The organism is Candidatus Margulisiibacteriota bacterium, from assembly GCA_028706105.1.
Lineage (GTDB): Bacteria > Margulisbacteria > Riflemargulisbacteria > GWF2-35-9 > DYQY01 > DYQY01.
This window is the reverse complement of record JAQWCF010000023.1, coordinates 18,125-27,459: the sequence shown is the minus strand read 5'-3', so window position 1 is coordinate 27,459 and position 9,335 is coordinate 18,125. Positions and strand designations below refer to the sequence as shown.

The 9,335-nt window shown below is 34.2% G+C and carries 10 protein-coding genes; 2 read left to right on the top strand and 8 right to left on the bottom strand.

Going from position 1 to position 9,335, the window contains the following annotated elements:
* On the top strand, window positions 1-435 hold a 435-nt coding region (locus PHF25_03860; protein MDD4527157.1), incomplete at its 5' end, for a hypothetical protein.
* A 1-nt stretch (window position 436) separates the two neighbouring features.
* Here PHF25_03860 and PHF25_03855 read toward each other — a convergent pair.
* The gene (locus PHF25_03855; protein ID MDD4527156.1) at window positions 437-2,236 is read right to left on the bottom strand and encodes a phosphomannomutase; all 1,800 of its coding nucleotides are present in this window, start codon (window positions 2,234-2,236) and stop codon (window positions 437-439) included.
* A 70-nt stretch (window positions 2,237-2,306) separates the two neighbouring features.
* Entirely contained in the window at window positions 2,307-3,491 is a 1,185-nt protein-coding gene (locus PHF25_03850) for a hypothetical protein (protein MDD4527155.1), read from the bottom strand.
* A 105-nt stretch (window positions 3,492-3,596) separates the two neighbouring features.
* On the opposite strand from PHF25_03850, the gene PHF25_03845 reads away from it, so the two are divergent.
* Window positions 3,597-3,869 (top strand): hypothetical protein, encoded by a 273-nt coding sequence (locus tag PHF25_03845; protein MDD4527154.1) that lies wholly within the window; start codon window positions 3,597-3,599, stop codon window positions 3,867-3,869.
* A gap of 7 nt (window positions 3,870-3,876) precedes the next feature.
* Here the strand turns inward: PHF25_03845 and PHF25_03840 are convergent, their stop codons facing one another.
* The 6 genes from PHF25_03840 to PHF25_03815 form a co-directional block, all read right to left on the bottom strand.
* Window positions 3,877-4,707, bottom strand: coding sequence for an HAD hydrolase-like protein (locus tag PHF25_03840; GenBank protein MDD4527153.1), 831 nt, complete (start codon window positions 4,705-4,707; stop codon window positions 3,877-3,879).
* Window positions 4,697-5,773, bottom strand: coding sequence for a hypothetical protein (locus tag PHF25_03835; GenBank protein MDD4527152.1), 1,077 nt, complete (start codon window positions 5,771-5,773; stop codon window positions 4,697-4,699). Before PHF25_03835 ends, PHF25_03840 begins: the two co-directional genes overlap by 11 nt.
* Window positions 5,766-6,476, bottom strand: coding sequence for a phosphatase (locus PHF25_03830; protein ID MDD4527151.1), 711 nt, complete (start codon window positions 6,474-6,476; stop codon window positions 5,766-5,768). The genes PHF25_03835 and PHF25_03830 overlap by 8 nt, the downstream gene beginning before the upstream one ends.
* Window positions 6,476-7,099 carry a bifunctional phosphoribosyl-AMP cyclohydrolase/phosphoribosyl-ATP diphosphatase HisIE gene (gene hisIE, locus PHF25_03825; protein MDD4527150.1) on the bottom strand — a complete coding sequence of 208 codons (624 nt, stop codon included), beginning with the start codon at window positions 7,097-7,099 and terminating at the stop codon, window positions 6,476-6,478. Before hisIE ends, PHF25_03830 begins: the two co-directional genes overlap by 1 nt.
* An 83-nt stretch (window positions 7,100-7,182) precedes the next feature.
* Window positions 7,183-8,622, bottom strand: coding sequence for an apolipoprotein N-acyltransferase (lnt, locus tag PHF25_03820; protein MDD4527149.1), 1,440 nt, complete (start codon window positions 8,620-8,622; stop codon window positions 7,183-7,185).
* Window positions 8,622-9,296, bottom strand: a complete 675-nt coding sequence (locus tag PHF25_03815; protein MDD4527148.1) for a hypothetical protein — start codon at window positions 9,294-9,296, stop codon at window positions 8,622-8,624. The genes lnt and PHF25_03815 overlap by 1 nt, the downstream gene beginning before the upstream one ends.
* Window positions 9,297-9,335 lie beyond the last annotated feature (39 nt).

Below are 9,335 nucleotides of genomic sequence, written 5' to 3'. Positions count from 1 at the left end.
ATCAGAAACGGCTATAGCCTGGGTAGTCCTATTGCCTATCTCATAAGAAATCAGGATTTTGAAAACTGGCAGGAGATAATGGCGTCAGGCGTAGGTGAAGCAATCAAGCAAAGCTCCAGTAAAAAGATTTTAATTATGAACGGTTCCTATGATAGAGAAACCACTTATCTAGATAAGGAAGGGAATAAGCAGGAGTTAACCTTTGAGGAGTTTTTAAGTCAACTAAAAGATGCGCTTAATAGATACGGAGAGTTAAGTAATGAACTTTCTGATTATGTAACAGATGTAATTTTTCTAGAGGGATCTGTTATAAAACCTAGTGGAAATGAAGAAACCACCAAACTAAAAATACATCTGGTTGAACCTAGTTTAAAAGAAGCAACCCATTATAGTCCAGAAAAGCTTGTCGAAAAGCTTCTTTCGATTGCACAATAAATTAATTCGACGCAGCTATTAATCTAGCTTTATCCAATATTTGCAAGCCAGCATTAAAGTATCCTTCCAGGATTGGCTGGGGATTCAGCAGTTTTACCTTGCTTGTAACTTCGTAATATATTCTAAACTTTGGTTCCGTGCCAGAAGGTCTAAGTAAAATCCAGCTATTATCTTCAAAGGTTATTTTGAGTCCATCATCAATATTTATTCTTGAAATTATTTTACTTGTATTATTTATTAATAAAGAGTCGCCTGTTTTATAAAGTTTTTCTTGTAAGGCTTTTAAGACATTTTTTTTATAAGATTGCCACTCTTCAACTGAAACACCTAATACATCTACACCTTTTTTTTCTGGATAGTAAAAACCGTATCTTTCCTGAAGTTCTAGGTAATAATCAGCAATGGTTTTCCCTGTGGTCATCATTACATTTAAGGCTAAAAGTAAACCGGCAATGGCGTCTTTCTCTAAAGTGTGACCCATTGTTGAAATCCCATCAGATTCTTCAAAACAAAGAAGCGCATCACGATATGGACGAAACCATTTAAAGCCAACTTTGGTTTCATATATTTTTTGACCTTCAGCCTGCGCAATAGCTAAAGCAAAATCAGAAGTTGGCAGACTAGAGGCAATCGGCCCCTTGGTTCCTGCATCTAACAGCGAAGCATAAGCAATGGCACCAAACTTGTTCATATCAATATCCGAATTGCTAGTCCCAAACCTAATTCTGTCACCATCTGGATCTAAGGCGACTACAAGTGTTTTACTTCTTCCTGAATCTTTTGCCAGCTTAATAATACTCAGCATATTTGTTGCACTCGGTTCTGGCTTAACACCGTGGAAAGAATAGTCGTCAACTGTGTTAACAAAAGCAAGGGAATTAGACTTCAATAATTCGTTAGTTAAATCCTCACCAAGTATCTGTTGTACATATCCTCTAGATGAGCCATGCATGTTGTCTATTGCTAAAAACAAATCATTCTTAATAGACTTAAGATATTTTTTGATTGCTTCAATATTAAATATTTTGCTTTTATTTAAAAAGTTTATATAGATCTTTCCTGCGTCTATTACTTTAACTGAATATTGAATGTTGGCTGGTCTGAAATCTGAATTTTCTTTCATATACTTTACTGTTTCCGCCATAATAATAGCTGTGAGGTTTGCGTCGGCTGGTCCACCATCGGCAGGATTGAATTTAAGGCCTGCATAGTCCATTGGATTATGTGAAGGAGTAAAATTAAACGAACCTGCAGCTTTAAGCTCCGCTACAAGTGCTGAACCAATTCCAGTTGGACACTCCCCTGCTAAGTAAATCTTTATTCCAACGCTAGCAAGTTCTTTCATGGCTGCATCCATAAACTCTTCACCCATGAAACGATTATCCCTAAAAACAATAATTCCCTTTTCTTTGACTTCTTCAAAATTAGAATATTGATTGGTTTGCAGAAATTCAGAAGAATTCATCATGTCTATAATTGCTTTACTAACTTTATGTACATTCAGAACTGTAAAGTCCTCGCCTATTCGTCCTCTCCATCCAGATGTACCAAAAACGACCATGGTTGAGTTTTGTGATGTTCTTGCTTGTGCTCCCATGAATTCTCTAATCTGAACGATTATTTCTTTACAAAAGACTGTTACCTCTAGTGAAACAGGATGATAGTTGTAATACTCACCTAAGAGATTCGCTACTGACCAGAAATCGCTCTTAGTTAACAATTGAGCACAGGTAGTTGCTATTTGTTTATCAGAAATATTTTGTTGAATACTTGCTTTGATTTTTAAGTTAAATTCTGACATGAGCAACTCCTAATATAAGATAAACGTTATTATAAAGTATTCTCGGAGTTCAGTCACAAAAAAGTTTAGTTTATAGAAACCATTCTTTAATAATCCCTAGCGTAACTTTTAATGAGGAAGTTTGTTTGAGCTCATGGCTCATGTTCATGTTAAACAACTTAGTTCCAGTTCCTTTGCTAAGCCCAAAATCGGAAAGTTTAACGCTTTGTAGGGAACGAGAGCCATCGTATAGAGTGCCTGTATTAATTAAAGATATGTTAGGAAGACTAAAAACAATAGCATCATTGCCCGGATGATTGTCAGGCAAGATTTTGGCTTCATCGCCTATATAAATAATTTCTTTATTCTTAGGATCTATTTTTAATCTTGCGTAAAAATCGGAAATCGCATTAAGTTTTGTGTCAAAACCATGGGCATTAAAGTTAATACTAGTCTTGCCACCTTCAACTATTTGTAAATCAGCACCTAAAAGAGCGTTAAGTTTAAGCATGAGCCATGCTCTTAACCCGTTTGGCATTACTTGATTAGCAAAATTGTCACCTTTACCTTTATCGTCTAATTGTTTTAAAGTAATTTGCAATATTTTGTTTTCCACAAGGTCAGTACGGAGATGCAAGGAGAAAGGATATTCTTGCAAACCATTTATATCCAGCGGGATATCCCAAAATTGCCTGTTGTCTTTTGTCTTAAAGGGTAACTTCATATTTTTTTTATTATTTTGAACAATAAAATTTCTAAAAGCAGATAAATGGTTGGAGTCAGGCTGATCTGCATCCGTAAAAACTCTATCTACGGTTTCTTTTATCATTGAAACTGTAGATTCTGGCAAGAGTTTTTCTTGACCATAATCCTTATTTAACACTAGTTTGCCTGTATTTATGTCTACAATAGAAAGAGATGGTCCAGCATAAACCCATAGTCGACTGAAAGAGTCTTTTACCATTGAGGCATAGTTACTGTTAATAAACCCAAATAAATCAAAAATAATGTCTTGTTGAACTGATAAAACAGAATTGGAGGTATCAATAACAACTAATCTCTTTTGAGAGGTAGCGTTAACCAACAATTTAGCAAAACTAGGCAACATATCCCAGTTATAGATTGGAGAAGAAATAGAAATTTTAGGATCTACGATATTATAATCCTTATCAAAAACAAGAACCTGACTTATGCCTTCGTCAATAAGACGCAAAGACTCTTTGTCAAGAACACTGATTGATTGTTCTGTTAAAGACACTACTTTCAACCTAACCACGAATAACTCCTTATTTACGCTTCCTGCTTTTTACTTTAAATTTCAATAGTCATATACCACTCATATATCGTAATGAATTACTTAATTTCCCAATAAAATTTATTAATGCAAAAAATAGTTACAATCTTACGTTATAGAAAAAAGGAGGACAAAATGAGTGAAGTTAACTCCCTACTAAGTTCATTGGCACAAACAATGAATACAAACGAACAAATGGCTGATAACATCAATAATACTTTAGACAGTGCGCTTTTAGTAGCAAAAGAAGCTGCAGCCAAAGCAAATGCCCTGTTATCTAAAGCCAATGCTGATGCCCTTGTTTACGCTTCTGTTCCAGCAGAATTAGTTCCCAAAGAAACGTATTCAGATTTACTTTAATTTTAAGCTAAGCTTTTAGTAAGAAAGAATAAACTTCCGTAGCTGTTGCAAATGTTTTATAAGGAGAAAAAGCAGAAGTTTTGTTCATGATGTCTATTCGTTGTTCTTTTTTAAAAGCTTCTAAAAGATGTATTCCAAAAACTGTTAAAGCTGGACTTGCATTGTAAGCTAACTGCATATCGCTCACTCCGTCACCTAGATAATAAATACAGTCGTAGGAGCTAATATCTGCTATTTGATAAAACAAAACAGGGTTTTGTTTATCCTTACCAAATTTAACTAGTTCTTCATGTTTACTAAACCATTTGTCGGAAATATCTTCAACACTGATTACTTGATCAAATAAATGCTCTAGTTGAAAGTGTTTAATAGCATGCATTGCTTCTTTGTGTGTCCTGCCGGTAATTATTTTCAATGGACCAAACGTAGCATAGAGCTCCGTTAGTTGCTCTACAGTAAAAAGCAAGGTTTCTGCTTCCCAGAGCCCGCTGGGGACATTAATTTTAGGATTGGTTCCTTCTATTTCTTGGTATAAGGTATTGCCTAGATAATAACTCTGGAAAATTTCTTTGATCTCGGTAAAGTCAATTTGTTGACTTAGCGACTTTTCTTTAAAATCAAGGATATCCTTTCCGGTTAACTCTGCATTAATTAAGGCATAAGCAGCAATCCAGTCATTATTAAATCCAGGGAGCGCTTTAATTTGAGCTATTTTTTTTCTATCTAGTTCTTGATGGATAAAATGTTCCACTGTCAGCTTGATCGCTTCTAGGTAAGACTTTTCTGTATTGATAATTGTTCCGTCTATATCAAAAACTAAGAGGTTTTTATTTTTCATTAAAGGACTTAACTTTTAAAACCATATTATCAAGAACATTAGACGTTTTAGATAAAGCAAGGCATTTTTCCTTTATTTTATTAAGTTCTTGTTTATTACTCAGTAGCTTAGTTATGCTTAAGGCGATTTGTTTTGCTGTTAAATCACCACGAAGCTCTGGGAAAATTTCCATATTTTCTTTTCTGTTCACTAAACTGGTAAACTCAACATTTTTCCCTAGGTACTTTAAAATAAGTCTTTTTTTGAAATATCTACCACCTGGCACGTTGGCAATAAGTCCTATTAATCCAGGAAAATCAATAACTTTCGGCTTATTAAAAGGAAAAACAATCAGAGAAGGTGCATTCAAATAAGCTAACTGGATATTGTTAGTTCCCGGAATGGAAACACATAGCTCGGCAGTTTTCATCAGCTCGGCACTTTTGTTTTTATAAGTGATAAGTTTCCTAGAATCACATTTTGCTTTTTGTATAATGTTATCAGAAATATAAGGGGAAATACTATAAATGCATTTATAGCCCTTAGGCAACAACTTGGAAACCTCCTGAAAGATTGGGAATAAAGCTTTAAATTGTTTTGGTCTGCTACCAGAAAAAAACACAACATTCTTAGTTTCCTTGAGTGTTTCAATTAACTGTTTATCCTCATTATAATCTTCAAAGAAAGAATACATTAAATCACCGTCTTTATCTCGTGTAAAAATTTTATTAAAAAAAAGTTTAAAGCTCTTGTCGCCCTCTGTGTAAGCAATAGCTGGAAACCGGTATCTTTTCTTCAGCAACACTGCTTTACCTAAATCTCCGCCCATAAAAACGACACAACCCTTTTTATAAGGTTCGAAAGGAAGACGAATTAATCTATATTTGAATTCTTTTGCTGAATAAACGTTATCTATCTCCTTGATCTGTTTGGCCACTTCATATTCGTTACCTGCTTTGAATCTACAAGGGACAATAAATAATGTAATTCTAACGTCTTCGATTTCTTTTTTAATTCTTTTAACAAAGGGATGAACCCAAGTAGTTATTTCGCCTGGACCGTTGGAGGTAATAAATAAATCAAACATTGAACACTTCCTTTAATAAATTGATATTTGTGTTTACAATCAAATCTTCTGGGTAACCAACTTCTCTTGCAAGCTGAATTGATTTATCTACAACACCCACTTGTTGATGAAAATGAGCATCACTATTTAAGATAATCTTATTACCAATTTTCTTGGCAAGTATTAAGATTTGTTTTCCTATCTCATAAGAACCTGGCCTGATATAACCACCATATGAAGAGTTATTTAACTCAATTAACACATTTTTTTCTTTGGCTTTAATAAGAACTTGTTCATAATCAAACGGGACAACTGGATTATCAATATGACCTAGGATTATTACTTTGTTTTTATCCATTGCTTTAAGATAGCCATTAGTAAACTGCTGCTTTGTATAATAAGCAGGCGAAGTACCAGGGTGATAGCTGGCAATTGCAAAGTCCAAAGTTGATAAAATTGTACTCCGTAAGTCGATTGTACCTTCGTCATCTAGGATGTTTAGTTCAACACCTTTCAAGATACGGACACCTGCTAGATAATCTGGGATTATTCTTAAGTTCATAAAGTAATATTCGTGTGGTCCATCTGTCATGGCTGGTGCGTGATCAGTAACGCCAATAACGCTCAGATTGTTTTTCAGAGCATGTTTAGCATATTCTGTAATTGTGGAGTAAGCATGTTGACTAGCAACAGTATGTAAGTGTAGGTCGGCAATAATGTTCATTATTTGTATCTTTTAATAAGTTCTTCTTGTACAGCCGTTAGGTTAACACCAGCATCCACAAGTCCCAGTAAGAGATGAAAAATTAAATCAGCTGATTCGTAAATTATTTCTTCTTTGTTTTTGTTCTTTAAAGCGATAACAGTTTCAACTGCTTCTTCGCCTACTTTTTGAATGATTTTATCTGAACCTTTCTTGAACAACGATGTAACATAGGAACCTTCTGGCATTTCTGCTTTTCTTGTTTCTAGTTTTTTGTATAAATCTGTAAAGATTGAAAACACAGCTGGCTTTTCGGTTTCCTTAAAAGAAATATCACGAAAAAAACACGTTTCGTTATTTGTATGGCAAGCTGGTCCAGCTTCTTCAACTAAATAAATAAGGCTATCCTCATCACAATCAACCAAAATATCTACAATTTTTTGTTTATTGCCAGAGGTTTCACCTTTGAGCCATAGTTCGTTTCGGCTTCGTGAAAAGTAAGTGGCATAATTTGAAAGAACTGTCTGTTCTATTGCTTCTTTATTAACATAGGCTTGCATCAAAACTTTGCCAGTCAAATAGCTTTGTGCTACTACTGGTAAAAGACCATTTTTATCAAATTTTAAAGTTGGAATATCTGTCATTTTTTAACCTCCATTACCCAAAAAAGTATAACAGAATTTGTGTAACTGGGGAAGAAGAGGAATGTAGTTGAGCCTTAACATGATTAATTATCCTCCTTTTTGATTAAAAGAATTACTAACAAACAAAAAAACCAAATTGGTAAATAAAAGAATAATATCTGAATCAATTTAGGTCCAGAAGTTGGCAGACCCATTTTTGCAGAAATATATCCTGTTTTTTGATCTGGCAAAACAGAAACTATCTTGCCATTAGCGTTAATTAAAGTGCTTATTCCGTTATTTGCACTGTACGCAAATGAAGAAAAGCTTTCTGTAGCTCTAAACTGCGCTGTTCGGAGATGCAACAATCTAAAGTTCCGATTAAACCAAGCATCATTTGTGATGACAACTCCTAAATGAAACTGCCTTAAAGAATTAGAAAAATGTGGAAAGGCAGACTCAAAACACACAAAAGGAGCTATTTTCAAGCTCTGAATGCTTATTGGAGAGTTCATTTCCCCTCCTGGAGAGTAATAAACCATCTCAGATAAACTTATCCAATCAGAGAGAATGGGCCAGTACTCCCCGAAAGGCACCAGCTGTCTTTTGTGATATTCAGCTACGTAATGACCTTGCTTGTAAAAAAGCATTGCATTATAGATTCGATTTTCTCTCTTCACGGGTTGACCAAAAACACATAGACGGTTTTCTAGGTTTGTCGAAAAACACAGTCTGTCCTTGATAGTATCCTCCCATAGGGCAGGAATAATATTTTCAGGAAGGATAACGATATCTGTCTCTGGCTCTTCCTCGATTACTAAATTAATTAATCCTAAATACTTCTCGAGATGTTCATTGAAGAGTTTCTCGTTTGTTTTATCGGATTGCTTAATATTTGGCTGAATTATGGAAACATGAATGCTTTTTGCATAAACTTCTGTCTTATTTAAGTAAGAATCAGTTGCAACGACAAACATTATAAAAAACAACAGAGCAAACAAAACAATGTTTAACTTGGACGTAATTTTTTTGGTGATAATAAGTGCAATAATTGTAGAGATGCTTAATAAATATAAGCTTATTGAGTAAGAGTGGATTATAGAATACGCTAACCATTGAAAGGGTGAACCTGCCTGAGTTAAATAAAGTGACATAAAAGGATAACCGAAGACTCCTTGCGAAAGAAGCCATTCAAAGGCAGTCCAATAAACTGGTATCAAAAAATATCCCTTGGGTATTCTTAATAGATACTTGAGCAAATAAAAAAACACATACCACACTAAACAGAAGTATAGGCTTATCCCAAGCCAGATTAAGATTGCATTATTTATCCCTACCCAAGGGTTTAATGATAAATACCAATGATTATGGGTTACAACAAAAGCTACTATTCCGAGCAAAAACTCTTTTCTTTTATAAAAATCTTTATTCTTTAAAAGATAAACAATTATAAAAACCAAAAGTAAGGGGACTAATAAATAGAGCTCTTTAAAGAAAGTTACTGCTAATAAAAAACCAACCATTGTAGATAAAAAATATTTCATTAAATTACGGTCACTTCCATTTTTAAAATATCATTTATAGAAGAGCCAGAACCTTCTCTTGTAAAAGGACCTAATTTTTTATTATTCTTTAACGAGCCATCAATGCTTGAATGAATATTGCCATTAGCTCCAATAGAAAAGAATTTAAAATAAAAAAGTTGGTCGGTTAAAGGCTTGCTGTTGCCTAATAGATGAAAGTCAAACTGAAAATCAATATCATAATTGCCACTTATATTATTAAAGCTCCAATATGCACCCTCTGATAAGCGAGATGAACCAAAGAGCAGGTGTTTATCAAAATTTGCCGTAACAGGAAACCACACAAGACTCTGATCAATGAGACCGGGGTCACTGAACTCTTGAATTTCAGTTACACCTTTTTTAGTTAGATAAATATAATCACTCCAAGAAGAAAAAATGTTTTCATAATAATAATTAATAAAAACATCTCTGGTCGAGGTGCTTGCAATATCAGGATAAGGATTCCCAGTTGATGGAAATACAAACTCAGGTGTCGTTTGCCCAGGCAAAAATATATAATAATTTATTTCAGCTTTAATTTCCTTTTGGCTATATATTAAAACATATTTATAATCACCTTGTGACGGATCTGCTCCAAAGGTAACTCTTACTTTTAAAACACTTCCCGCATCAGGCTTGTAACCGCTAGCCATTTCAGCGCAACCAGTAATGAAAAAAAGAAAAATCGTGAA